At 60.9% G+C, this 24279-nt stretch carries 20 protein-coding genes; 5 read left to right on the forward strand and 15 right to left on the reverse strand.

Translation table 11 applies throughout. The annotated features are described in order from the left end of the window. Positions 1-16 precede the first annotated feature (16 nt). From IEV40_RS05940 to IEV40_RS05985, 10 genes are all read right to left on the reverse strand, one after another. On the reverse strand, positions 17-967 hold the full coding sequence (locus IEV40_RS05940; RefSeq protein ID WP_188420098.1) for a type II secretion system F family protein: 951 nt from the start codon (positions 965-967) through the stop codon (positions 17-19). After that, positions 964-2280, reverse strand: a complete 1317-nt coding sequence (locus IEV40_RS05945; protein WP_188420099.1) for a TadA family conjugal transfer-associated ATPase — start codon at positions 2278-2280, stop codon at positions 964-966. Before IEV40_RS05945 ends, IEV40_RS05940 begins: the two co-directional genes overlap by 4 nt. Further along, positions 2277-3569 carry a CpaE/TadZ family protein gene (locus tag IEV40_RS05950; RefSeq protein ID WP_188420100.1) on the reverse strand — a complete coding sequence of 431 codons (1293 nt, stop codon included), beginning with the start codon at positions 3567-3569 and terminating at the stop codon, positions 2277-2279. The genes IEV40_RS05945 and IEV40_RS05950 overlap by 4 nt, the downstream gene beginning before the upstream one ends. Positions 3570-3591: 22 nt before the next feature. Continuing rightward, on the reverse strand, positions 3592-4890 hold the full coding sequence (locus IEV40_RS05955; RefSeq protein WP_188420101.1) for a type II and III secretion system protein family protein: 1299 nt from the start codon (positions 4888-4890) through the stop codon (positions 3592-3594). 70 nt (positions 4891-4960) lie between these two features. Continuing rightward, complete coding sequence (cpaB, locus tag IEV40_RS05960) at positions 4961-5878, reverse strand: Flp pilus assembly protein CpaB (RefSeq protein ID WP_188420102.1); 918 nt, start codon at positions 5876-5878, stop codon at positions 4961-4963. 40 nt (positions 5879-5918) lie between these two features. Continuing rightward, the gene (locus IEV40_RS05965) at positions 5919-6446 is read right to left on the reverse strand and encodes a TadE/TadG family type IV pilus assembly protein (RefSeq protein WP_188420103.1); all 528 of its coding nucleotides are present in this window, start codon (positions 6444-6446) and stop codon (positions 5919-5921) included. 25 nt (positions 6447-6471) lie between these two features. Next, on the reverse strand, positions 6472-6969 hold the full coding sequence (locus IEV40_RS05970; protein WP_188420104.1) for an A24 family peptidase: 498 nt from the start codon (positions 6967-6969) through the stop codon (positions 6472-6474). A gap of 37 nt (positions 6970-7006) precedes the next feature. Next, a complete protein-coding gene (locus tag IEV40_RS05975; RefSeq protein ID WP_188420105.1) occupies positions 7007-7186 on the reverse strand; it encodes a Flp family type IVb pilin in 180 nt (59 codons plus the stop codon). A gap of 98 nt (positions 7187-7284) precedes the next feature. Continuing rightward, positions 7285-8976 carry a ShlB/FhaC/HecB family hemolysin secretion/activation protein gene (locus tag IEV40_RS05980; protein ID WP_188420106.1) on the reverse strand — a complete coding sequence of 564 codons (1692 nt, stop codon included), beginning with the start codon at positions 8974-8976 and terminating at the stop codon, positions 7285-7287. A gap of 358 nt (positions 8977-9334) precedes the next feature. Next, on the reverse strand, positions 9335-10741 hold the full coding sequence (locus tag IEV40_RS05985; protein WP_188420107.1) for a collagen-like triple helix repeat-containing protein: 1407 nt from the start codon (positions 10739-10741) through the stop codon (positions 9335-9337). 322 nt (positions 10742-11063) lie between these two features. Here IEV40_RS05985 and IEV40_RS05990 point away from each other — a divergent pair, with 322 nt between their 5' ends. The 3 genes from IEV40_RS05990 to IEV40_RS06000 all read left to right on the forward strand — a co-directional run bounded on the left by IEV40_RS05990 (position 11064) and on the right by IEV40_RS06000 (position 15968). Beyond that, positions 11064-11729 (forward strand): CoA pyrophosphatase, encoded by a 666-nt coding sequence (locus IEV40_RS05990; protein WP_188420108.1) that lies wholly within the window; start codon positions 11064-11066, stop codon positions 11727-11729. Between the two features lie 139 nt (positions 11730-11868). Next, a complete protein-coding gene (locus tag IEV40_RS05995) occupies positions 11869-12825 on the forward strand; it encodes a CobD/CbiB family protein (RefSeq protein WP_188420109.1) in 957 nt (318 codons plus the stop codon). 269 nt (positions 12826-13094) lie between these two features. Next, positions 13095-15968 (forward strand): bifunctional diguanylate cyclase/phosphodiesterase, encoded by a 2874-nt coding sequence (locus IEV40_RS06000; RefSeq protein WP_188420110.1) that lies wholly within the window; start codon positions 13095-13097, stop codon positions 15966-15968. 18 nt (positions 15969-15986) lie between these two features. Here IEV40_RS06000 and IEV40_RS06005 read toward each other — a convergent pair whose 3' ends face one another. Together IEV40_RS06005 and IEV40_RS06010 are read right to left on the reverse strand one after the other, a co-directional pair. Continuing rightward, entirely contained in the window at positions 15987-17366 is a 1380-nt protein-coding gene (locus IEV40_RS06005) for a glycosyltransferase family protein (RefSeq protein ID WP_188420111.1), read from the reverse strand. Next, a complete protein-coding gene (locus IEV40_RS06010) occupies positions 17363-18409 on the reverse strand; it encodes a HEAT repeat domain-containing protein (protein WP_188420112.1) in 1047 nt (348 codons plus the stop codon). Before IEV40_RS06010 ends, IEV40_RS06005 begins: the two co-directional genes overlap by 4 nt. 212 nt (positions 18410-18621) lie before the next feature. Between IEV40_RS06010 and dacB the strand changes: the two genes are divergently transcribed. Together dacB and ggt are read left to right on the forward strand one after the other, a co-directional pair. Continuing rightward, positions 18622-20040: a D-alanyl-D-alanine carboxypeptidase/D-alanyl-D-alanine endopeptidase gene (dacB, locus tag IEV40_RS06015; protein ID WP_188420113.1), complete on the forward strand. Its 1419-nt coding sequence runs from the start codon at positions 18622-18624 to the stop codon at positions 20038-20040. A 356-nt stretch (positions 20041-20396) separates the two neighbouring features. Beyond that, the gene (gene ggt, locus IEV40_RS06020; RefSeq protein WP_229723984.1) at positions 20397-21998 is read left to right on the forward strand and encodes a gamma-glutamyltransferase; all 1602 of its coding nucleotides are present in this window, start codon (positions 20397-20399) and stop codon (positions 21996-21998) included. Positions 21999-22135: 137 nt separating this feature from the next. Here ggt and IEV40_RS06025 read toward each other — a convergent pair whose 3' ends face one another. From IEV40_RS06025 to IEV40_RS06035, 3 genes are read right to left on the reverse strand one after another with little or no spacing between them, the layout of a single operon-like run. Further along, entirely contained in the window at positions 22136-22651 is a 516-nt protein-coding gene (locus IEV40_RS06025; RefSeq protein ID WP_188420114.1) for a TPM domain-containing protein, read from the reverse strand. Then, positions 22651-23493, reverse strand: a complete 843-nt coding sequence (locus IEV40_RS06030; RefSeq protein WP_229723985.1) for a TPM domain-containing protein — start codon at positions 23491-23493, stop codon at positions 22651-22653. Before IEV40_RS06030 ends, IEV40_RS06025 begins: the two co-directional genes overlap by 1 nt. 10 nt (positions 23494-23503) lie before the next feature. Further along, complete coding sequence (locus tag IEV40_RS06035; protein ID WP_188420115.1) at positions 23504-24097, reverse strand: LemA family protein; 594 nt, start codon at positions 24095-24097, stop codon at positions 23504-23506. Positions 24098-24279: the final 182 nt, after the last annotated feature.

Here is a 24279-nt window from a genome sequence, read left to right on the forward strand (position 1 = left end):
CAGTTTCCCTTCGGATTCACACAGACTTCGCCAGCCGGTACAGAAAAAACGCACCGCACACTTCGAGCGCCAATGCACCGAACAGCATTTTTCTGCCTGCCTCGTCGTTCAACATGATGGAGAACATGGCATTGTTGAAGATGATCATGAACAGGCCGAGTCCGATCGGCAGCAAGCCGAGTATCCAGGCCGACAGCCGCGTTTCTGCCGATAGCGCGACCAGTTCATTCTGTGCCTGTTCGCGATCGCGCATGAAAGAGGCCATGCGGTCGAGCACGTTGTCGGCGCGTCCGCCGAAGCGCAGCGCGACACCGATGACGGCGGCAATCAGTTCCAGTTCGTGCAGGCGAAACAAACGTGCTTCCTGCAGCAATGCATGTTCGAGATCGAGTCCGGCCTGCACCAGGCCGTTGGAACGATCGAGCAGGTCGCGCAGCGGTGCATCGGTTGTCAGCAGAGCCGATTGAAAGGACGATTCCAGACTGTTGCCGATGGTTGCCAGCCGCACCATTGTGTCGAGGAAGGAAGGCAGCTGGCGCACCATGCGTTGATGGCGGCGAGTGGCTTTCAGCCACAGGCGGAAATGGCAGAGTGCGATATACAGGATGGCCGTGCCGATCGCGGACAGGATGCCGCCGAACAGTGCGGCGATGATTATGAGCAGGACGCCAGGTGCGATCAGCAGAAAGAAGAACAGCCGGTTCGGCTTGATGCCGGCACGCAGTAAAAAATATCGCAGGTAGTGTCGCCATGCACGCTGGCCATGTCGCGCAGCGGCATTTTTCTGCGCCGTACCGGCATCGGTCGTTTCCGGATTTGCCGTCTCCGCCATGCCGCGCAGTTGACGATCGACGAAGGCCGAGGCTGCTTGCTGGTGCGCGCGCGTCTGCGCTCCCTGCCACAGCAGCAGGCTGGCCGCGATCAGCAGGATCGCGACGGCAGCCAGCAGCAGCATCAGGGCGTTCATGGTTTCCTCGGCGGTACGGCAGCTGCTGCCGACAGCTGTCGCCGCCGCTGCAGCTTGGGCGAATGCGGCTGGATGCCGAGCGAGACCCAGCGGTCCTTCTCTTCGCCGTCGGGGCCGACGAAACTCTCGTGGCGGAACAGCTCCTGCGTCGTGATGATGTTGTCGCCGACGCCGGTGACTTCGGTGATGGAGACGATGCGCCGCCGGCCGTTGGACAGGCGCGCGATCTGCACGATGAAATCGATGGCGCCGGCGATCTGACGGCGCAGGCTGTTCTCGCTGCCCTGGAAGCCGGCGAAGCCGGCCAGCATTTCGATGCGGTGCAGGCATTCGCGCGGCGTGTTGGCGTGGATGGTCGCCATCGAGCCGTCGTGGCCAGTGTTCATCGCCTGCAGCATTTCCATCACTTCGGCGCCGCGCACCTCGCCGACGATGATGCGGTCCGGCCGCATGCGCAGGCTGTTGCGGATCAGGTCGCGTATCGTGACGGCACCGGTGCCTTCGAAGTTGCCGATGCGCGATTCGAGCCGCACCACGTGCGGATGGTTCAGCGACAGTTCGGCCGTGTCTTCGACGGTGACGACGCGCTCGTTTTCAGGCAGGAAGAAAGCCAGCGCATTGAGCAACGAAGTCTTGCCGGAACTGGTACCGCCGGAGACGAGGATGTTGCAGCGCGCCTTCACCGCGTTTTCCAGTAGTGCGAACAGGTCTTCGTTCAGCGTGCCGAGCTGCTGCAGATCGGACGGCTTCAGCGGATCCTTGCGGAATTTGCGGATCGACACCATCGGGCCGTCCACCGCCAGCGGTTCGATGACGACGTTCAACCGGCCGCCGTCCGGCAGGCGCGCATCGACCATCGGATTCGATTCGTCGAGACGGCGACCGAGCGGCGCGAGGATGCGGCGCACGATGCGCAGCAGGTGGCTGTTGTCGGTGAAGCGCAGTGTTTCACGCTCCAGCACGCCATGCCGCGAGACGAAGACGTCGTTGTAGCCGTTGATCAGGATGTCTTCCACTTCTGCATCGGCCAGCAGGTCTTCCAGCGGGCCGAGGCCGGCCAGTTCCTTCGTCAGCGCATCGGCGATCAGACGGACTTCGTTCTCGTTCAGCGGAATGCGGCGCAGGCGTACGAAGCCGTCCACATCGAGATTGACGAATTGCTGGATCGCCGAGCGCGACCAGCGGCCGAATTCAGCACCCAGCTCCTCGATACGCGTCAGCAGGTTGTCGTAGGCGGCGGTCTTTATGTCCTGAAAGCGCTGCGTGTTGACGAACGCTGCTTCTTCGCCGGTCATGTCGATGTGATCGCTCATTTCGTTCCCCTTTTATTGTTATTCGATGGCATCCAGCGTTGCATCCATTGCGGCAGCCGATTATCGGTACGGTTCCGCCTGTCCACGTTCGATTTCAGCAGATCGGCACCGAGCTTCTGCACTGCACGTACATATGGATCGGTGCGGGCGACTTCGTGCAGCAGCTTGCCGAGATTGGCGGCGCTCACCATGCGTGCTGCACATTCCGGCAGAACGGCTTTCAGCGGCAGGCCGAAACGTTCGGCGATCTGTTCGGCATCCATGCCGTAGCGTGTGTCGTAACGATTGACGATCAGCTGGCGTTTGCCGGCCTGCCTTTCCGTTTCGACGAGGTGGATGTCGAGCTCCTTCAGCAGCGTGGCCAGCGATACCAGCGAACCGACGCTCTGGTCGGTGACCAGCCATGTTTCGTCCACTGCCTGCGCGATGCGCGAGATGAAGCCGGCATGCGGAAAGCCGCCAAGATCGACGATCAATACGTCGAAATACGGGCACAGTTGCGTGAGCAGCGCTACCGTGTCGGATGCGGCGATGCCTGCGATCTCGTTCGTCGTGCGCGGTAGCGAAACGATGCGTACGCCGCTGGCGGTGCGTGGCAACGCGGTGTGGATCAGCGTCTGGTCCAGTCGATGACGGTTACGGATCGCTTCGTCCAGATGGAAGGCGCCGGCAGCATTCAGATAGAGCTGGCCATCGCCGACCGGCAGTCCGAGATCGAGCAACCCGATGCGCGGTTCCGTCTGCTGCACGGTCCGGCGCTGCTGCAGCAGATCGGCCAGATGTACTGCGAGCGTGGTGGTGCCGATGCCGATGCGGGCCCCGGCCAGCGCAATCAGGGTGCAGGATTCGGAGACGGCCATGGTATCCGGTGCGATCAGCTTGCGGATGACGTTGCGCGCTTCTTCGGCGTCGGCATGCATGTCGACGAAGTGATGCACGCCGGCGCGCAATGCGGCAATGGCGCCATCCGGATAGTCCATCGTGCCGACGGCGACCATCTGCAGATCGGGCAGCACGGCCTTGAGCCGTTGCGCGAGGCCGATCATCGAGGCATTGCAGTCGATGTCTTCCTCGCCGCAGTTGCCGGAAAAATCGAGCAACAGCAGTTGCGGCTTGCATGCGCTCATGCGGGCGACCAGCATGTCCAGCGGCGCCATTTCCTGCTGCTTCAGATGCCATTCGTTCAGCACACGATCGAGCCAGTCGAAATGCGTGCGGTTGGACGAGCAGAAGACGAATTTGCTGTCTGTATTTGCTGCTGTCGACAGCAGCGATTTTTCCGTATGCATTGGCTGCAATCTCCCCGATGCCTTATTTGGAAAAACCCGGCAGGTCTTCGTTGCCGGCCTTGCCCATCAGGTAATAGCTCCAGGCATTGGCAGGCGTATCGCGCTTTTCCGCGCCGCTGCCCGGCAGCGCGAGCTGCACGCCCTTGGCGATCGGCTTGACGAGGCGCGGCGTGACGATGATGACGAGTTCCTTTTCGTCCTGCGTGTAGTTCATGCTGCGGAAGAAGGCGCCGATGATGGGCAGGTCGCCGAGCAGCGGAATCTTGCTGGCGTTGGATTTCGTTGTGCGGGATACGAGGCCGCCGATGATGAAGCTTTCGCCGTCGCCGAGTTCGAGCGTGGTTTCCGCGCGCCGGGTGGTGATGGCGGGAATCAGCATGTCGTTGACGTTCAGCGCGTTCAGGTAGTCGATGTCGCTGGCTTCCGGTGCGACCTTCAGCGCGATGCGATTGGCCGCCAGTACGGTCGGTGTAACAGTTAATCCGATGCCGAACGGTTTGAAGACGATGGTGGTGGTGCCCAGCCCGCCCGATTGCGGGATCGGCAATTCGCCGCCAGCGAGGAAGCTGGCGCTTTGGCCGGACAGCGCGGTCAGCGACGGTTGTGCGAGTACGCGGGCCAGACCGTTTTCCTCGATCAGCTTCAATTTGGCGTCGACGCTGGAACTGCCGAGCAGGTTGAATGCCTGCGCTTCCGGCGTTTGCGTGCCGGGCAGCAGCAGCGAGGTAAAGGTATTCAGTCCGAAACTGAAGACGGCGCCGCGATCCTGCCGATACAGAAAATCGAAGCCGGTTTCCTTCAGCACCTTCTTGCTGAATTCGACGATCTTGACGTCGATCTGAACCACGCCGCCGACACCGACGGTGGAAGTGTCGAGCAGCTTGTCCTGGCCGACTGCGCTGGCGGCGACCGCCGTCGTGCCGGCGTGAGACAGCAGCGACGGTGCTTCGCCGCGAATCAGTGCGTTGCCGTCATTGATCTGCAATTCGGCACCCGATTTCGGCAGCTGGCTTTGCAACTGGCTTTGTACATTGATGTGCCAGGACTTTTCGGCGCCGTTGCGCGGCCATGCCGTCACGACGGTACGGCCGGGTTTCTTGCCGACGATCAGTATGCTGCCCGGCTTGCGCGCGGTGCCGCGCAGCACGACGACGTCGGCGATTTCCGGATCGGCAACCGCAATGCGTTCCAGGTCGGCGGGTATCTGCAGCGTGCGCTGTTCGCGCACGCTGATTGTCAGGTCACTTTCCGCCGCCGTGGAGAAAAGTGGAGTGAATAAAAGAAATCCTGCTGTTGCTGCCATCGCGCGAAATATCTTCATTGCTGCGTCTCGTTTCTTTCAGGACACGTTGACGGGAATGACCGGTATTGCGATGAAGCTGCGATACGTTTCAGAAGTTGACTCGCTCCCTTTGCGCACCGCGAATGATTTCCAGCTTGCCGGATGCCGGCGCGGCGTTGGCAGTCTTGCCCGGTGCGGAATGATTGTCGCGTGCACCTTTGCCGTCGGCCCAACTGGAGAGATCGACGCCGGCGAAGGCGCGATTGTCGGCGCTCAGTTCGGCATGTTTATCCGTGGGCGACAGTACGTTGCGCGGTTGCGGGAAGAGCATGGCGTCGGCCGTGGTGGCATCGCCGGGATGGCGCAGCGCCAGCGTCAGCTTGCCGTTCTGCATGGCGAGCAGCAGCGGATTGATCTGCCCCACGCTGGCAGCGAGCACGGCGGTGCGTGGCTGTGCGGGTTGCGAAGCGGATTGCGCGGGGATCGTGCTTTTGGCCGGCAGCTCGCCGACTATTGACGCGCCATAGGCAAGCACGCGCATGCGCGATGCCAGCAGGCGGGCCTGACCGTGTTCGATGTTTGCACCTTGTTTCAGCGTGAAGAAGACGTCGACATAATCGCCGGGCTGGATCTTGTTGCCGACGCTGATCGTCTCGTCCACCGGGATGGCAATCGCACGTTCGCCTTCGGACAGTTTCAGTGCGAGGCCATGTATGAGGCCGGCCTCGGTAATGAAGGCGTCGGCCTCGATATCGTCCATCGGCAGGCGGCCGACGACATCGGCGACGTTCTGATAGGTGCCATTCATCTGCGTCGGCGTAGCTGCCAGCTTGACGTCTTCCATCGCGATCGGCTGCCCTTTTTCGAGCTTGCGCGCAGCGACGACAGTCAGGTAAGTGGGCGCTTCGGTCTGCGCAATCGCAGGATTGGTGACGGCAGGCTTGTGTCCCATCCACCATGCCGTCGCGGCGAGCAGCACGGCCAGCACCATCAGGATCGCGGCGACGATTTTCGTCAGTCTGTTCATGGTTGCGCGCTTTCTTATTAGAAGAATAGGCGGCAGATCGTCAGTCGATCTGCACGACGGCCGTACTGGACAACTGTTCGGGAACGACGACACCCATCAGCGGACCGATGAGCAGCGGAACCAACGGGTTGGTGCGATAGTCGGGATAAGTGACGGTGACGCGATAGCAGCGGCTCGTACCGACGGAATACGGACAGCTTTCCAGCAGCGTGCCATCGAAATCCAGCCGGTCGGCCAGCCAGGCAGCTGCGCTGCCGGTGCCGATGGCGGCATTTTCCGCGTTGGTGTTACGCGCATCGTTGTCTGCTGCGAAACGGAGCGCGGCACGCGCGCCTTCCTCCGCCGCCAGCGTGATCGATTGCTGGGCGACCATGATCAGGCCGTAAGTCACGATCGCATAGAAGATCATGAAGAAGAGCGGAAAGACGACGGCGAATTCGATGGCCGCGCCGCCGGCCTGATTTGCCGGATGACGGCTGGAAAGAGAGTGGCAACGGGAGATACGGGCCGAAACCGGTAGATCGGATGACGTCGTTATTGCTTTGCCGAGGCATGCCGCGATCTTCATTGCGTATCTCCGGTCGGTTTTTCCTTCAGGCGGTGGCGACGAGGGCGGCGCAGGCGAGATAGGCTGCGTACGGGATGCCTTTTCTGCCGGATCGGTGTTCCACCATGCGCCGGTAGAACCGGCTGTCGGCGATCTTGTGTGCCATCTGCCCGAGCGCCGGAAGGTCTGCAGTGATGCCGTGCTGCCACGCAATCCAGGCCGCGGCGTGCAGGCCGGCCATCAGGCTGGCAACCAGCCAGGTGATCGCGAGATACTGGATTCCCAGCAGGAAGCCGAGCAGCGTGAAGAACTTCACGTCGCCGGCGCCCATCACGCGCAGCAGATAGAGAGGAAGAAAGACGGCGAATGCAATCGCTCCGCCGATTGCCGATTGCCAGACATCGATGCCGGCAAAGCCATGGCCAGTTATCATCAGGAATCCGGCATGAATCAGTAGCGCCAACAACAACAGATTGTTGGGCACACGCCGGTACAGCACGTCATAGACGAAGATGGCCAGGCATAGAACGAGAAGGAAGGGCATAGACACACTCCTCAATAAGTCTGTCCATTTATTGTGGTCAAGTTGTCGCTGCTGGGGTAAGCGCCGTTACTATCCGATCGAACAGGCCGGTAATGGCATCACGTACACCTTCCAGACTGCTCAAGATACCGATTGCGATCAGTCCTGCAATCAACGCGTACTCGATGGCGGTGGCACCTTCTTCATCTTTCAGAAAATCGACAATCTGCTTTTTCATTTCAACTCTCCTTGTCAGAACGGCTAAACCGCCTTCGGCAAGACATCTCCTCCGGCATTTCAGAAAACTACAAATTCAACATAGTCCATGGATCCCATTCATTCAAACTGATAGGCATACGACAGATTCAGCCGTGGCGAGCGCCGGCTCGCATTGACCGGGATTTCCCCCACTGGCTGTGCGATGGACAGATCCAGCGAGTAGTGTTCCTGGTCAGTGAAGCGCACACCGAAACCGAGCGAGGCGATTTCGTCGTGCGACAGCGTGTAGTTGTTGACATAGACGCGGGCGGCATCGGCCATCACGTAGGGCTGAATCTGTTTCAGATAGGTGCCGTCGTAGGCAAAGGCACGATTGAATTCGAGGGAGAATCCCCAGCCCTTGTCGCCGGCGATCTCGCCGGCCGGATAGGCCAGGCCGAACAGCCGGCCGCCGAAGCCGAGCTGTTCCGACAGCGCCAGCACGTCGTCGCTGTATTGCGCCATGCCGCTGAAGACGGCGCCGACTTGTTCGGTCAACTGGCGGCTCAGCGAAAAGCTGCCGCGCAGGCGCGTGAAATCGAGGTCGACGTCGCTGTTGAGCCGGTCTGCACCCATGCCGTCTATGCCCTGAAACAGGCCGAGTGACCATTGCGCCGTGGTCTGTTTCATCGCTTCGGCGCCGTTCAGTTCGATGCTGACGGCGCGAATATCGGCACGCTGTTCGATGACGGGTTGTGCGGACGGCACCGAGCGCGTATAGCGGGTGGAGTTTTTAACGGCATATATGCCACCGTTGATCGTCAATGTGCGGCTTTGCGTCAGGATCAACGGATAGCTGAGATTGGCGCTGACACGTTGCGTTTCGGTCTGATAACGCTCGTCGAACTGCAGCGGCACGAGATCGCGGTTTTTCGGCTGCGCTTCGTAATGCGACAGGTTCACCTGCAGCAGCATGCCCTGATAGCGGATCGGCTGTGCGTAGTTGACGCTGTAGTACTCCTCTTTCGACGGCCCGCGCGGTGCCAGCGTGCTGGCACTGATCTGTTCACCCAGCGGTGACAGCGCATTGGTGCTGACGTTGAGTACGCCGCGCAGATTGCCGGTGGAGCTGTCGATGCCGACTGCGGCGGCGATCGGCGTGCGATGTACGTCCAGCACCATTTCGGATGCGCCGTCGGTACTCAGCGGCGGCTTCACGGTCGCCTTGATGCGCATGCCGGGCTGCAGGCCGAGGATGCCGGTGATGCGGTCGAAACTTTTCTGCGTGAGCGGCCGATCGGTCTTCAATTGTTCGGCGATCTTGCGCAGACGCGTTTCCGAGGCGCCGACGTTGCCGTGGATTTTCACTGTATCGACATAGCCTTCGACGACGTTGATGAGAACGACGTTGTCTTTGAAGCTCTGGTCCGGCACGAAGGCGAACGACAGCGGATAACCTTTTTCGCGATAGAGGTAGCTGACCTTTTCGGCGGCGTGCAGCAATTCGGCAACGGTGACTTCGCGATTGGTCAATCCTGCGAATTCGGCGGCGACGACATCGAAGGGAAGGGCGTGGACGCCGGCAATGCGGAAGCGCGAAGGCGTGATGCGGCTATTGAGCAGCCGCTGCATCGCCGGGTCTTGTCCTGGCGTCTGGATATCGGTGACGACGGGCTGCGCGGGCGCGGCTTCAAGTTTGGGAAGGGTATCGAGCGGGTTGCCCTGGCCCGGGCTACGGGCATCGGCCGCCAGCGTATCGGCGATGAAGGCCGACTGGCTGAAGGCGGCGCCGGCGCAGATTGCGATCCACCCTTTGATGCAGTGTTGCATACGTCCCCTTTGTCCGACATTGAATGGCGAAGCCAAACTTCGTGCCAGTAACTCAAGTGCGCATAAAACCTGCCAACCCCGGTTGTTTCCCATGAATATGGTTGCAACCGTTGCTTTGGAGAATGAAGTTCCCTTGCCTTCCTGAAAATCCCATGAATATGGGATTTCTGGAAAAAATTGCCGATTTCGTTTCTATTTCTTCGTTTTTTTCTTCTTCTATCGGCGCCGGGGAAACGGCATTTTCCTTGTCAGGATTTTTCTGTAATGCGTTGTTGTTTTTTTGTGCGCCGCAGCTTTGTGTCGTTCGAAAAGTCGTATCCGACCCTCCGGAGAACGAGGGACGGATACGACGCGGCGCTCATTTTTTGCCGAGCAGGCCGCCTACCAGCGAGGTCACCGGAGCGAGCAGCGAGGGTTTGGCAGTGCCGCCAGTCGCACCTCCCGTCGCACCCCCGACAACACTACCGACGACATTGGTCACCGGCGCCAGCAGATTGCCGGCATTGCCATTGCCTGCACCGCCAACAAGTGCGCCGACCGTATTGGTGACTGGTGCGAGGATGTTGCCGGTAGCACCGCCGTTGGGCAGGCCGCCGATGCCACCCAGCGTGCCACCCACAACGGTATGGAGCGTGCCGGTGACTGGTGCCAGCAACGCGAGGCCGCCATTTTCGCCGCCATTCGGCAATCCGCCACCGACTTTGCCGACAATCGTGTGCAGGGCATTGGTTACTGGTGATAGCAGATTGCCGCCGTTGCCATTGCCTACGCCGCCGACAATCGCGCCGACCGTATTGGTGACTGGTGCGAGGATGTTGCCGGCACCACCATCAGGCAGGCCGCCTACACCATCCAGTTTGCCCAGAACACCGGTGATCGGTGCCAGCAAACCGCCCAGGCCGTTTGGATTGCCAGCGGTGCCTTCAGGCTGCAGCAGGATGCCGGCCATGGCGATGGTGCCGCCGGCGGCTTCGATGATGTTGTCGGTCCGTTCGACGACGGGGATGCCGCTTTCGCCGACCTGTTCACCAGTACGGATGACCTGGCCGCCCAGCGTGACCAGCAGGTTATTGAGCGGCTGGCCGACTCCGGTCTTGTCGCCGATGTCGTGTGTCAGCGAGGTGACCCTGCTGGTCAGCGGAACGATCAGGTTGCTGGTGGTCTGTGTGATCTGTTCGACCGGGCCGGTCGACAAGGCTTTCGTCAGCGGTACCGACAGATCGGAAACCGTCGAGCCGACCTTGGTCACGAGTCCGCCTACCGGTGCCGTGACCGGTGCCAGTGCGGAAAGCTGGCCGGTACCGAGATTCGTCACCAGCTGGCCGGCGCTCTGGACGGTTTCGCCGGTCTGGTCGACGACGTTGCCGGTGTTGGCAACCGTGATGCCGAACGGGTTCTTGACGATGCCCATCTGGCCGAGACCGTCGCCGATGCCGTCGCCCAGCGTCGAGACGATGCCGCCCGTGTCGGAGACGACCTTGCCAAGATCGTTCTGGGTCTGATCAGGCACGATCGGCAGATTCATGGCGGTGATCGTGCCGCCAAGATCGGAAACCGTATCGCCGGTAGCTGTGATGATGTTGGACGAGCTATCTAGCGTTTTGCCGGTCGGTGTCGCCGATAGCGTGGTGATGCCGCCACCGCCGCCACCGCTTTTGCCGCCGAGTCCGGCGCTGGTGGAGCCGCTGCCGCTTGCGCAGCCGACCAGGGTCAGGACGGTCGCCAGGGCCAGGATGCTTGAAGCGCTGTTGTGTAAGGTGTTCATTTTTCGTCTCCTCGTTCAATTCGAAAATCAAAAATTCGGAACCCCGCACTTTCCATAGGGCAAACGACGTGCCAGCTGGAAAAACTGGATGGGAGACGAAGGGTGTGGATTTTTATTTCATTTGAAATCAATGGCTTGCATGATGTTTTTGACGCGCGCGGCAAATTTTTGAACGCTCGGGTAACATCGCGAAACGTTACGCGTAACGTAACGAGGGGAACAAAATGTTCCGGTTTTATCGGTTGGCGGGCTTGGCCATGCCGCTGTTTAATCCGGACTTGGGTCCAGACTTTTCCAGATTTTTAGCAAGCAGGAATACAACTTGGCCAGACTGCATTTCGATCCGGAAGCCTTGCCGGTGGATTCGCTGGGAGGAGAGGCGGCGGTCTCCCTGGAACGATTGACGGCAGACGCCTTGCGCAGCCGTTTTGCCGAACAGCGCGAGTGGACGCCCGAAATCACCGTGGAGCGCCTGGTGCGTCCGATGGACCGCCAATTGACCGATGCGGCCGTACTGGTCCCCATCGTGCAGCGCGAGAGCGGACCTACACTGTTGCTGACGCAGCGCACTGCGCATCTGCATGACCATGCTGGGCAGATCAGTTTTCCCGGCGGCCGTGTCGAGACGACGGATGTCTCGCCGGTCGATACCGCCTTGCGCGAGACCGAAGAGGAGACCGGGCTGGATCGCCGGCACATCGAAGTGATCGGCAGCCTGCCCGATTACTGCACCGGCACCGGGTTTCGCGTGATGCCGGTGGTCGGCCTCGTGCAACCGCCGTTCGAACTGCACCCCGATTCCTTCGAAGTTGCCGAAATCTTCGAGGTACCGTTGTCGTTCCTGATGGACGGCATGCATCACCAGCGCCGCACCGCCGAATTCCAGACCGGCCGGCGGACCTTCTACGCGATGCCCTACCAGCGCTATTTCATCTGGGGGGCGACTGCCGGCATGCTGCGCAATCTCTTCCATTACCTGCGCGCGTAGTGTGCATACAGCGTGACGCGGCAGCTGGCATTGCCGCACACTCTGTTATCGCATGTCGCTACGTGCAGTCATCGCAGTTTCATTGCTTCCGCCGAAGCGCTGCGTTATCGTATGGGCTCACTGACTGCCAGGCACGCCGATGACATTTTTCTCCATATTCTTCGCCTTGTTGATCGAGCAGCTGAAGCCGCTGCGCGCGGACAATCCTGTCTACGCTGGCGCGCGTGCGCTGGCCGCGCGGCTGGAAGCGTCGTTCAATGCAGGACAGGCGCAACACGGGCGCCTGGCATGGGGATTGATGATCGCTGCCTTCACGGTACCGGTTGCCGTGCTGTACTGGATTACGCTCAAGCTGGGGCCGCTGTTCGTGCTGCTGCTCAACATTGCCGTCGTCTACCTGACACTGGGTTTTCGCCACTACAGCCATTTCTTCACGTCGATCCAGCTGGCGCTGAACAGCGGCGACGAAGCCACGGCGCGTGCGCTGCTGGGCGAATGGATCAAGCGCGACACCACCGGCATGGAGGCCAGCGAAGTGGCACGTATCGCAGTGGAGCGGGCCTTGGTCACCACGCATCGCAATGTGTTCGGCGTGTTCTTCTGGATACTGACGCCGCTGGGGCCGATCGGCGCCGTCATGTACCGCGTAGCCGAATATCTGGCGCGCATCTGGAACGAGCCGCGCACGGCCGAGCGTGAAGAGTTCGGTCGTTTCGCCGCAAAAGCCTTCTATTTGATCGACTGGATTCCGGTACGGCTGACCGCAGCGGCATTCGCGGTGGTCGGCAATTTCGAGGACGCGATCTATGCATGGCGCAATTTCGCCGGACGCTGGCAGGACGAGGCGATCGGCATCCTGCTGTCGACGGGTGGCGGCGCGATGGGCATTCGCCTCGGTGCACCGGTTGAAAATGCGGCCGACGTGATTCCGGTCGATGCGACGACCGTCGATTCGGTCAACATCGAGACCGAGACACCTTTCGGCGAAGAGGCATCGAGCCGGGCGCTGCAGAGTACGGTCGGGCTGGTCTGGCGCGCATTGCTGTTGTGGATGCTGCTGGTGCTGCTGCTGTCGATCGCCAAATGGTTGGGATGACCGAATAAAGGAAAGGCGCGCCGCTGGCGCGCTTTTTTATTGCCGGTTTTATTGACTGCCGTTGACAGCTGTTGTGCACCGAAAACGTACACAGCGCCGGCAACTGTTGTATCGATGCCATGCAGATAGCGGCAGGGTCGATCTTTGCTTATCAGTAAAAGGGATTTAAGTTACTCTACGGAAATATTTTGCGGTCGAAAATCCTGTCGACCGTTCACCATCGTCGGTCATCCCGGCGTTAGAAACGGTACCGCATAGGGAATTCATCGATGCGCAGTCGCCCACCTTTTTCCCTGTCGATGGCAGCCGTGCTGACGCTCATTCTGGGCGTGGTGATCAGCGCGATCCTGTTTGCCTCGCTGCGGCGGCTGGAGCACGACAATGCCGACATCGAATTCCGTCAGCATGCCAAGCTGCATGTCGTGGCTATCCAGAAGAGCCTGGACAATTCGATGCGCGTGCTGACCGACATCAACCAGTTGTTCGTCGCATTCGGCAATGTCAGTCGCGAGCAGTTCCGGTTGTTCGCCGAGCCGCTGCTGGCACGCAATCCCACCATCCAGGCGCTGAATTACCAGCGCCTCGTCTACGAAGCGGATCGTCTCGCGTATGAAGCCGGGATGCGCGAACAGTTTCCCGGATTTTCGATCACGGAAAAGATAAACGGCGTACTGGCGCCGGCGCGTCCGCGCGATCGTTACCGCGTCGTCGATTACATCGAACCGATGCAGGGCAACGAGCCGGCCCTCGGGTTCGATGCGGATTCCTACGGCATGCAGCAGGAGGCGATGCAACGCGCCATCGATACCGGTGAACCGTCGGCTACCGGCCTGTTCCAGTTGTTGCAGGAGCGCGGCACGCAGCGTGGTTTCATCGTGCTGATGCCGGTTTACCGGCACGGTATAACGCTGACCGATGCGCCCTCGCGTCGTGCTGCGGTAATCGGTTTCACTGCGGCCGTGTTCCGCAGCAGCGACCTGATTGCCAAGGCGCTGGCAGTCGAGAATCCCGGCTCATTGACGATGGCGGAGCGCGATATTGATATCAACGTCGATGTCGGCGCATTGATGAATCCGGTCTGGGACGAACAGAGCCTCATCTACGGTACCGGCAAGTTGCCGTCGATCGAGAAATCCGCATTCGGCTGGCTGCTGTACGACCAGCCGCAGCCGTACCGGCAGGTGTTCCAGATCGCCGGCAAAACCTGGCGCGTCGAAATCGCCACGCCGTCCACACTGTTTACCAAGCGCAGCAGCAATGCCTTGTGGGCGTTGCTGGCGGCGCTGCTGTTCAGCGGCGGCACGGCATTCTGCATGCAGATCATGGCCAATCGCTCGCGGCGCATCCAGAAGCTGGTCGATGAACGCACGCTGCAGCTGCGTTCGGTCAACGAAGACCTGATCGCCGATATCGCCGCGCGCAAACGTACCGAACAGGCGCTGCAGCTGCGCCAGCGCGCGATCGAGGCCAGCGCCAATGCCATCATTATCACCAGTGCCACGGCACCCGACTATGCGATCGAATACGTCAATCCGGCGTTCGAGCGCATCACCGGCTATACGGCCGCCGAAGTCATCGGACGCAATCTCGGCTTATTGTGGGAGAAGGACAGGGAACAGTCCGGCATCAAGGAAATCCGCGGCTGCACGCTGGAGCAGCGCGAAGGCCATGCGGTGCTGCGCAACTACCGCAAGGACGGCGCGATGTTCTGGAGCGATCTGTACATCGCGCCGGTGCGCGACGATGCCGGCAATGTCAGCCACTACGTCGCCGCGCAGTACGACATCACGTCCACCAAGCGCTACGAATCCGAACTTGAATTCCAGACCAACCGCGATGCGCTGACCGGACTGGCCAATCGCAACCTGCTGCGCGATCGTTTGGGACAGGCGATTTCCTACGCCTATCGCTACGGGCATCCGATCTGGGTGCTATTCGTCGACCTCGATCGCTTCAAGTTCATCAACGACACGCTCGGGCATCAGGCCGGAGATGTTCTGCTGAAGGCGGTCGCCGATCGTGTGCAATCGTCGGTGCGCGATACCGATACGGTGGCGCGCATGGGCGGCGATGAATTCGTGCTGGTGCTGCCCGAGCGTACCGATGCCGGCCTGTCGACCGGGATCGTCAAGCGCATCATGGATGCGATCGCGCAGCCGCTGACGATCGAAGGGCATGAATTCTTCATCAGCTGCAGCATCGGCGTTTCCGTCTATCCGTCCGACGGCGCCACGCCCGAGGAACTGATCAAGCACGCGGACGTGGCGATGTATCGCGCCAAGGAAACCGGCCGCAACAACTTCCAGTTCTACACGTCCGAGATGAATGAGCGTGCGCTGGAGCGACTGCGTATCGAGGGCGATCTGCGCAATGCGCTGGAACGCAACGAATTCGTGCTGTACTACCAGCCGCAGGTCGATCTGCGCACGCGCGAAATCGTCGGCGTCGAGGCGCTGATCCGCTGGCAGCATCCGGAGTTCGGCATGGTGCCGCCGATCCGCTTCATCGGCCTGGCGGAGGAAACGGGGCTGATCGTGCCGATCGGCGCGTGGGCAATCCAGGAAGCCTGCCGCCAGTGCAAGAAATGGCAAAAAGAAGGGCTGGGGCATCCGCGCGTGGCGGTCAACCTTTCGGCGCGGCAGTTCACCCAGCAGGATCTGGTGGACTGCGTGGCGGCTGCGCTGAACGAGACAGGGCTGGCGGCCGAATACCTGGAAATCGAACTGACCGAAAGCCTGGTCATGGCCGACGTCGATCATGCGATCGGCATCCTGCGCGAACTGAAGGCGCTCGGCGTCCAGCTGTCGATCGACGATTTCGGCACCGGCTATTCCAGCCTGTCGTACCTGAAGCGTTTCCCGATTGACGTGCTGAAGATCGACCGCTCCTTCGTCAACGACATCACGATCGATCCGGACGACGCGGCCATCGTTGCTTCCATCATCTCGCTGGCGCACAGCCTGCGCCTGCAGGTTATCGCGGAAGGCGTGGAAACCATCGAGCAGCTCGGTTATCTGCGCAAGCATGAATGCGACCAGATCCAGGGTTATTTCTTCAGCCGTCCGATCCCGGCGGAAGCGATGGGTCGCATGTTGCAGGATGGCCATCGCCTGCAGGCGGAAAGCGCGGGCACGCTGATCTGAACGGAACAGGTTGCGGCGTCAGCCGGCCTGCGTATTCTGCGGACGCTGCAGCATCGCCATTGCGCGGCAGGCGGCATCCAGTTGCACATATCCCAGATTGAACACGACGGCAGACAGCGCCAGCGTAGCGACATTCGTGCTGGCCGCATAGCTGCGCAGCGCCATGTCTTCCAGCAGCACGCCGGACAATGACAGCAGGATGCCGAAGCCGACCGCCACAGTCAGGAAGGCGCAGAACACCGACATCGGCAGCAAACCGAAGACCAAGGCGATCAACATGAACAGATAGCCGAAGGTTTCAAGCAACGGACCCCATGCCTCGCACAGCAGTGTGAACGGCCAGGCCAGCCACCCGGCCAGACCGGCGCGCGCCGGAGGCCAGTGACGATTGCGCCGCAATGTATCGCACAGGCCGTGTTGCCATGCCGCTCGTTGTTGCGACCAGTCCGGCCATGATTCGGCTACGTTGCGTGCGCAGACCGGTTCGGCGACAAAGCGCAGACCGTGTTTCCTGCCCTGCGCACGCAGCGTGCGTTGCAGTCGGAGAATCAATTCTGCTTGCGGATCGACGGCAGTCGTATCGTAGCCGCCAGCCTGTATCGCGGCATCGATGCGCAGCAGAGCCAGGGCGGACGGCGCATGCGGTATGGCGTTGCAGACCGACCAGCCGAGCGGTGCGAATAGTGCGTTGCGCAGCAGTTCGATGATTTGCAGGCGCGGCAGCCAGCGACGCGGCAGGACAAGTTTGTCGAACAGGCCATCGGCGATTGCGGCATCGTTGGCAGCATGTAGCGCCGCTACCGTCATGACGATGCCGTTTTCATTGATGAAAGGCGTCGCCAGCCGCTGCAGGCAATCGCGGCGCAGCAGCATACTGGTATCGACGCTGCAGTACAGCGGATGGCGTGCCGTGTTGATGCCGGCGTTCAGCGCATCGGCCAGGCCGCCGCTCTGCTTGTCGATGATGCGCAGGTTGCGATGGCGCGTCGAACGATGGATGCCGCGAATCGCCTGAGTGGGAATGCGCATGCGATAGGTTTCGGGAAACGGATGCAGATCGAAGGCTTGCGTCAGGGCATCCATCGTGCCGCCTGTATCACCATTGTTATCGCCATCGTGGATGACGATGAGTTCGAACGCCGCATGTTCCAGCCGCAACAGTGCCTGCACGGTGGCGACGGCTGCGCTCTTGTCCTTTCCCTGCAGCGGCAACAGCACGCTGATCGGTTGTTCCAGCCCCGAATGCAGTTGCGGCAGATCGGCCAGCAGTCTTTCCCGTTCGATATCGCGCAGCTTGCGAATGGACAGCAGGTTCAACAGCAGATTGCCGACGCGCGACAGCAGGAAGTAGGTGAGGATTGCGGAGGCCAGCCAACTGGTCCAGAGATGTACGCTCATGCCGCATCCTTTTCCGCAAGAGCCTGCGCCAGCATGTCGCGGGCAAAACGGTCGGCCAGATTGTCGCGCAGCATTTCCGCTTCGGCACGACCGAAGGAATGCATGCCGACCAGTGCTTGCGCGGTGCGATAGCGCACCCACCATTCGGCATCGGCCAGCAGCGGCACCAGCCGGTTGACGTCGACCTCTTCGCCGAGACGACCGACGACCTTGGCGGCCTGCAGGCGCACACGCCAGTCGGTATGCCGCAGCAGCGGGCGCACTTGCGGCAGCATTTCCGCGTCATGAATGGTGCGCAGCGCAGCGGCGACGGTTTCCGCGTCATCCTGTTTCAGCAAGGCGGTGAGGACGACAGGCGGCGGTGACAGATGCAATGCTTCCAGCAGCCGCAGTGTGCGCGGCAGATGTTCGGCAGGATGTTCCGTCACGGCCATCAGAAGACTCGGTGCGAAGGCATTCTGTGCTGTCTGCAGGATGGCCGCGACCTGTGCGATCGGCCAGTCGGTACGTGCCAGCATCAGTGGCGTCAGTTCGGCGGCGGTGGTATCGGCATCGATGCGAACCAAGGCATGAAAGGCGTGCAGCGAGGTGATGCTGTCGGCAGCCAGTGTCTGGGTGGTCAGCGCTTCACGCGCAACCTGGTCGCACAAATGACCAAGCGCCATCGTCGCCAGCAGGCATTCGGCGCGGCTGCCGTGATGCAGCATGTGCCGCGCGAAACGATCGCAGCCGATGGCGCGGGCGACGTCGATCAGGTTGTGCGCTGCTTCTCCGCCGGCGTCGCGCATCAGGTTGTTCCAGAGCTTCAGAAAGGGCACGCGTTCATCGGCAGCCAGCGTGGGCAGGCGTGGCGGCAGAGAGGAAGCGAGCGCGTTCAGCAGCAGCGGATGCCAGATGGAAAGAAAGGCGTGTTCCCTGCGCCGTTTTTTCTTCTGTGCGATGCGCAGCGTGCAGGCTGCCAGTAGCAGCAGCAGCGCCAGGCCGAACGCGATACCGTCGATCCAGCCGATGGCGCGCACCAGCGGTTCGTAAGCCGGGCTCATGTCAGCATCCTGCCGGCGGGACGCGAAGATGAATGCATCGCGAAAAAGCGGATGTCGGCATGCGGTTCCTTGATGTCTGTCTGGGGTCTGTTGCGTTCTGGCATTCCATTGTAATGCCGTTTGCCGCGCATTCTGCCCTCTGTTGGATGCCTGTCGGGCGGGCAGTGCGATCCCCATGCAATAATTCCGGACTGTTCATCCAGCCTGCCGCCATGCGAACCGTCAAATACTTTTCCTTCCTCTGCATCCTGTTCCTTTCGCTCATGTCGTCTGCCTCGTCGGCGCAACGCCTGCCGGCGACCGTGACCGACGCGCTCAATCGCAGTGCGATTCCGTTGCAGGCAGTAGGCGTATATGTGCAGCAGGTAACAGGAGCGGCACCGGTGCTGGCATTGAATGCCGAAGCCGGTTTCAATCCTGCTTCGACGATGAAGCTGGTGACCAGCAATGCCGCGCTCGATCTGCTCGGGCCGGCGTTCACGTGGAAGACGGGCGTCTATGCGACCGGCACGCAGGACGGCGACGTGCTGAACGGCGATTTGATCATCAAGGGCAGCGGCGATCCGAAACTGGTGACGGAAAAATTCTGGCAGTTGCTGCGGCAGGTGCGCGCATCCGGCATTCGCGAGATACGCGGCAATCTGGTGCTCGACCGCAGCGTGTTCGCCGCCATGCCCTACGATCCGGCGCGCTTCGACGATGAGCCGGCCAAGCCGTATAACGCAGGCCCCGATGCGCTACTGCTGAACTACAAGGTGCTGGCGCTGCATTTCCTGCCGCAGCCGATGCATCTGGCGGTTGCCGTGCAGAGCGATCCGCCGGTGGCCGGCATGCCGATTGCCGCGCCGGTATTGTCGAACGGGCCTTGCGGCGACTGGCAGACGGGATTGAACGCGCAGCTCGATGCCGGCGGCTTGCGCTTCGACGGCAGCTATCCGTCTTCCTGTGGCGAAAAGACCTGGTATCTGCATCCGTACGGACTCAGCAGCACCGAATACTTCGGCCGCGTGTTCCGCGAATTGTGGCGCGAATCCGGCGGCGTGTTCTCGGGCGCGGTGACGGAAGGCGTGACGCCTGTGGATGCGCGTCTTGTCGCCGAATGGCAGTCGCCGTCGCTGCCGGAAGTCGTGCGCGACATCAACAAGTACAGCAACAACGTGATGGCGCGCCAGTTGCTGCTGACGATCGCGGCGGAAACCGGCAACCTGCCGGCGACGCCGGAAGCGGCCGCCACGATCGTGAAGGGCTGGCTGGACCACAAGGGCATCGATACGTCCAAGCTGGTGATCGAGAACGGCTCCGGCCTGTCGCGCATCGAGCAGGTCACACCGGCGTTGATGGGACGCATGCTGGCGGCGGCTTTCCGTTCGCCGGTGATGCCGGAACTGATGTCGTCGATGCCGGTGGTCGGACTGGACGGGACGATGCGCAAGCGGCTGGTGGACGATACGGTTGCCGGCCATGCGCATATCAAGACCGGTTCGCTGGACGGTGTGCGTGCGGTTGCCGGCTACGTGCTGGCGGCGTCCGGGCGGCGCTATGTGGTGGTCTGCATCATCAATGATATTCACGCGGTGCGCGGGCAGGCGGCCCAGGATGCGCTGCTGCAGTGGGTGTACGAAAAAGGCTGAGTCTGCCGGACTTTGCCGGGCGGCAGCGGGGTTCCTCGACGAACCTCGCTCCGGATGTGTGTCCCACGTTTCGTATTGCTTTCGCGTAACTCCAGCGAAAATTTCTCCAACATTCTTCTTTTTGATGATATCTTTTTGCTCGATTCTGACATGTCACAAATGTGTTAGATCGAAAAATAATAAATTGATAATTCAATTGATATCAGGAGAAGACAGTGATCAAGGCATCGATTTGCATGCGCCTGGCCGGCGCCATCGTGTTGAGTGGAGCGTATTCCGCGGCCGGAGCTTTTGACATAACCGGGAAATACTGCGACACCCCTTCGCGCTGCATCAACCCGACGACTACGCAAGGGATGGTGACGACTTCGAACTATCTGGCGACCCAGGCCGGACTGCAGATCCTGCGCGACGGCGGCAACGCCATCGACGCGGCGATTGCCGCAGCGGCCACGCTGGCGGTGGTCTATCCGCAAATGACGACCATCGGCGGCGACAACTTCTGGCTGATCTACAACGCCAAGACTGGCGAGATGCGTGCATTGAATGCCAGCGGCCGTTCGGGCGAAAAGGCCACCATCGATTTCTACAAGCAGAAGGGATTGAGCAAGATTCCGGCGCGCGGCTATCTGGCGGCAAATACGGTGCCGGGCGTGGTTTCGGGATGGGACGAGGCCTATCGTTATGGCCAGAAGAGCATGGGCAGCAAGGTGAAATGGCCGCAGTTGCTGGACAGCGCGATCGGCTATGCGGAAAACGGTTTTGCCGTCACGCCGTCGCTGGAAAAATGGAGCAACATCAACGTCAATCCGGCCGATCAGGAATTCCGTAACCTGCAGCGTTTCGACGGTTTCAAGCACACGTATCTGAAGCCGGACGGCAGCATCTATCACGTCGGCGAAGTGCTCAAGCAACCGGAACTGGCCGGCACGCTGCGCACGATCGCCAGCGACGGCGCGAAAGCGTTTTACCAGGGCGCGATTGCCAAGAAGATCGTGGACGAGTTGCAGCAAAACGGCGGCTTGCTGACGATGAAGGATTTCTCCTCGCACAAGGCCGATTGGGTCACGCCGCTGAAAGTGAACTATCGCGATACCGTGGCCTACAATCTGCCGCCCAACACGCAGGGCATGGCTTCGCTCGAAATCCTGAACGTGCTGAACAATTTCGATGTGAAGAAGCTGGGTGAAGGCACCGCCGACTACTATCACCTGATCATCGAAGCGACGAAGGAAGCCTTCGCCGATCGCGACAAGTACCTGACCGATCCCGCCTTCAACAAGATTCCGCTCGACTACCTGCTGTCGCGCGAGCATGGCGTGGATCAGGCGAAGCGCATTCAGATGGCACATGCCGCGACATCGGTCCAGCCGCTCGATCCGAAAGGCGACACGATTTGGCTCGGTGTGGTGGACAAGGACGGCAATGCCGTTTCGCTGATCCAGAGCGTCTATCACGACTTTGGCTCCGGCATCGTGCCGAAGGGCACCGGCGTGCTGCTGCAAAATCGCGGCAGCTTCTTCTCTCTCGACAAGAACCATGTCAATCATCTGGAACCGGGCAAGCGCACTTTCCATACGCTCAATCCGGCGATGTTGACGAAGAACGGCAAGCCGTTGCTGGTCTACGGCACGATGGGCGGAGAAGGCCAGCCGCAGACGCAGGCAGCCATCGTCACGCGTATCGTCGACTTCGGCATGTCGCCGCAGGATGCGATCAACGGTCCGCGCTGGCTGCATGGCCGTACTTGGGGTGCAGCATCGAACGATCTGAAGGTCGAGGGACGTGTGCCGTCGGCCGTGACGGATGAACTGAAGAAACGCGGTCATCCGATCAATGTAGTCGACGACTATACGGATACGATGGGACATGCCGGTGCGATCTGGATCGATCCGGCTTCCAAGGTTCGTTACGGTGCAACCGATCCGCGTGGTGATGGTCTGGCAGCAGGCTACTGATCCGCGGCATCGATAAAAAAGCCGGCAGCTTTTCGAAGCTGCCGGCTTTTTTCATGTACGTACTTCATACGTGTGCTTTTCATGCATTCTCATACGCACTTCCATTTGGTGCGGAGAGAAAAACCACGCAAACTTCGTCAGAGCAGGATAGGCCGGTCCGGGAGCTGGTTGGATGGCGTTTCGACCGTTTGCGAAGCGTTTTCCGGGAAATGCGTGCGCAACAGCGCGTTCATCTGCTTCAGCCCGGCGATGGCGCTGTCGTGATAGATGCGCTGTGCGAAGCCGTCCGTCATCGTGCGGCAGATCGTCTGCCATCCTTCGGGCGGTACGCAACGTGCGATGCCGCGGTCGGCGACGATCTCGACCTGATGATCGGCGAGATTGATGTAGACCAGTACGCCGCAGTTTTCTTCCGTGTCCCACACTTCGTACAGCGTGAACAATTCGTGTGCACGCTGGCGTGACGTCATGCCGCTCCATGCTGCAGCCAGATCGAGCGCCGGTTCGACGATCAGGCGCACTTCGGCACGATGCTGGGTTTCGCCTTCGGCAATGGCGGATTGAATAGCCTTCAGCGTTTCGACTGGAAAGGCCTTGCTGCCGGTACGCCGGTTCGTCGCCAGATGCCGTAGTGTGCGCGTCAGTCTGTTCATCACCAGTTCCCCGAAGCGCCGCCGCCGTCGAATCCGCCACCGCCACCACCGAATCCGCCGCCACCGCCGAAGCCACCGCCGCCACCAAAGCCACCGAACCCGCCGTCGAATCCTCCCGGCGGACGGCGTCCGTAATGGTTGCCGATCGCGCTGCCGAGAATGACGCCGGCGGCATTGCCCCAGTCGTCGCTGCGGTGCCCGCGCCGCCCGCTACCGCGTCCGCCACGGCTGCGCCACAAGGTGATGAAGATCAGCACGGCGAAGAAGACGAAGGGCGCGATGCCGAAGGCTTCATCTTCTGCGTGGCGTTGTTGCTTGTCTGGCGTGGGAAAGGCTTCCTTGTCGAGCAGGCTGGTGATGACGGAAAGGCCGGATGCCAGTCCGCCGTAATAATCGCCCTGACGGAAGTGCGGTGCGATCACGTCCTGCAGGATGCGTTTGGACTGCGCATCGGTCAGCGTTCCCTGCACGCCGCGGCCGGTTTCGATGCGCAGGCGGCCCGATGCGGCCGAATTGTTTTTCGCCACCAGCAGGATCACGCCGTCGTCGATGCCCTTGCGGCCGAGTTTCCAGGTGTCGGCGACGCGAATGCTGTATTGCTCGATGGTTTCCGGTTCGGTGCGATCGACCAGCAGGATCGCGATCTGGCTGCCGGTGCGTTGCTCGTATTCGGCCAGCACGTTTTCCAGCGTCGTGCGCTGGCCGATGTTGAGCATGCCGACCTGATCGGTGACGCGTGCGTTCAGCGGCGGCACCGATTGCAGCCCTTGCGCTACGGCCAGTGTGCCGGTGAATACGAGCAGGCAGGTCAGCAGGAAGCGCATGATCGAGCGATACGTCATTGAATGGTGATCACTTGTCGAAGTTGACAGCTGGCGGTGCCGAGATCGCCTTTTCGTTCTCGACCGTGAACGACGGTTTGACCGCATAGCCGAATACCTTGGCCGTCAGGTTGGTCGGGAAGCTGCGCGCCAGCACGTTGTATTCCTGTACCGCTACGATGTAGCGCTGGCGGGCGACGGTGATGCGATTCTCCGTGCCTTCCAGCTGCGACTGCAGGTCGCGGAAGCTGGTGTCGGCCTTCAACTGCGGATAGTTTTCCGAGATTGCCATCAGGCGCGACAGCGCCGATGACAGTTCACCTTGTACCTGCTGGAAGCGTGCGAAGGCTTGCGGATCGTTGAGCACTTCCGGCGTGACCTGGAAGCTGGTGGCGGCGGCACGCGCCTTCGTCACCGATTCCAGCGTTTCGCGCTCGTGCGAGGCATAGCCCTTGACGGTATTGACCAGATTGGGAATCAGGTCGGCGCGGCGCTGGTACTGGTTGACGACTTCGCTCCATGCAGCCTTGGTCGCTTCGTCTTTCGCCTGAAAATCGTTGTAGCCGCAGGCGGTCAGCATGGTCGCCAGCACTGCCATCGTCAGCCACTTGAATAGTTTTGCCATTGCGTTTCTCCGTGGAATGAGGGATTCGAACTGCATGCCATGTGCTGCCGCCAGCCGTGATTTCAATGGCGCGGTGACGAAAAGATAACACGACAGTGCCGCGGCGCACCCACGCAGTGAAATGCAGAATGAAATGCACAGCGAAATGTGCAACGGGAGCGCGACAGCCTGCGCGGTACAAT

It is taken from the genome of Oxalicibacterium solurbis, from assembly GCF_014635845.1.
In the GTDB taxonomy this organism is placed as follows: domain Bacteria; phylum Pseudomonadota; class Gammaproteobacteria; order Burkholderiales; family Burkholderiaceae_D; genus Oxalicibacterium; species Oxalicibacterium solurbis.

Coding starts and splice junctions, on each gene's coding strand:
- IEV40_RS06005 (WP_188420111.1), bottom strand. CDS start 17,366: ATGAGCGTACATCTCTGGACCAGTTGGCTGGCCTCCGCAATCCTCACC.
- IEV40_RS06030 (WP_229723985.1), bottom strand. CDS start 23,493: ATGACGTATCGCTCGATCATGCGCTTCCTGCTGACCTGCCTGCTCGTA.
- IEV40_RS05940 (WP_188420098.1), bottom strand. CDS start 967: ATGAACGCCCTGATGCTGCTGCTGGCTGCCGTCGCGATCCTGCTGATC.
- IEV40_RS05955 (WP_188420101.1), bottom strand. CDS start 4,890: ATGAAGATATTTCGCGCGATGGCAGCAACAGCAGGATTTCTTTTATTC.
- IEV40_RS05975 (WP_188420105.1), bottom strand. CDS start 7,186: ATGAAAAAGCAGATTGTCGATTTTCTGAAAGATGAAGAAGGTGCCACC.
- IEV40_RS05945 (WP_188420099.1), bottom strand. CDS start 2,280: ATGAGCGATCACATCGACATGACCGGCGAAGAAGCAGCGTTCGTCAAC.
- cpaB (WP_188420102.1), bottom strand. CDS start 5,878: ATGAACAGACTGACGAAAATCGTCGCCGCGATCCTGATGGTGCTGGCC.
- IEV40_RS06035 (WP_188420115.1), bottom strand. CDS start 24,097: ATGGCAAAACTATTCAAGTGGCTGACGATGGCAGTGCTGGCGACCATG.
- IEV40_RS05985 (WP_188420107.1), bottom strand. CDS start 10,741: ATGAACACCTTACACAACAGCGCTTCAAGCATCCTGGCCCTGGCGACC.
- IEV40_RS05950 (WP_188420100.1), bottom strand. CDS start 3,569: ATGCATACGGAAAAATCGCTGCTGTCGACAGCAGCAAATACAGACAGC.
- IEV40_RS05995 (WP_188420109.1), top strand. CDS start 11,869: ATGACATTTTTCTCCATATTCTTCGCCTTGTTGATCGAGCAGCTGAAG.
- IEV40_RS05980 (WP_188420106.1), bottom strand. CDS start 8,976: ATGCAACACTGCATCAAAGGGTGGATCGCAATCTGCGCCGGCGCCGCC.
- IEV40_RS06010 (WP_188420112.1), bottom strand. CDS start 18,409: ATGAGCCCGGCTTACGAACCGCTGGTGCGCGCCATCGGCTGGATCGAC.
- ggt (WP_229723984.1), top strand. CDS start 20,397: ATGGTGACGACTTCGAACTATCTGGCGACCCAGGCCGGACTGCAGATC.
- IEV40_RS06025 (WP_188420114.1), bottom strand. CDS start 22,651: ATGAACAGACTGACGCGCACACTACGGCATCTGGCGACGAACCGGCGT.
- IEV40_RS05970 (WP_188420104.1), bottom strand. CDS start 6,969: ATGCCCTTCCTTCTCGTTCTATGCCTGGCCATCTTCGTCTATGACGTG.
- IEV40_RS06000 (WP_188420110.1), top strand. CDS start 13,095: ATGCGCAGTCGCCCACCTTTTTCCCTGTCGATGGCAGCCGTGCTGACG.
- IEV40_RS05965 (WP_188420103.1), bottom strand. CDS start 6,446: ATGAAGATCGCGGCATGCCTCGGCAAAGCAATAACGACGTCATCCGAT.
- dacB (WP_188420113.1), top strand. CDS start 18,622: ATGCGAACCGTCAAATACTTTTCCTTCCTCTGCATCCTGTTCCTTTCG.